Genomic DNA, 288 nt, shown 5'->3' on the forward strand with positions numbered 1-288 from the left:
TTGTTGAAGAAGCAAAAACAAAAAAACCTGAGGCAAAAGCTGTGGAACCTAAAAAAGTCTCTGTATCAAAAACAGAAGCTCCAAAAACAGAAGCTCCAAAAATAGTTAAGAAAAAACATGCAGATGTTCCAGTCAATATTTACCGTCCTAAAACACCTTATGAGGGAACAGTTATTGAAAACTATAGTCTTCTCAAAGAAGGAGCAATTGGTAGAGTTAATCACATAACTTTCGACCTTAAAGATAGTGATCCATTTTTAAATTATGTAGAAGGCCAAAGTATTGGTA

The 288-nt window shown here is 33.7% G+C and carries 1 pseudogene; it reads left to right on the top strand.

Going from position 1 to position 288, the window contains the following annotated elements:
* A pseudogene (locus AMO19_RS03440) lies at positions 1-288 on the top strand (ferredoxin-NADP reductase); the annotation flags it as partial.

It is taken from the genome of Prochlorococcus marinus (assembly GCF_001180245.1).
In the GTDB taxonomy this organism is placed as follows: Bacteria; Cyanobacteriota; Cyanobacteriia; order PCC-6307; family Cyanobiaceae; genus Prochlorococcus_A; species Prochlorococcus_A marinus_F.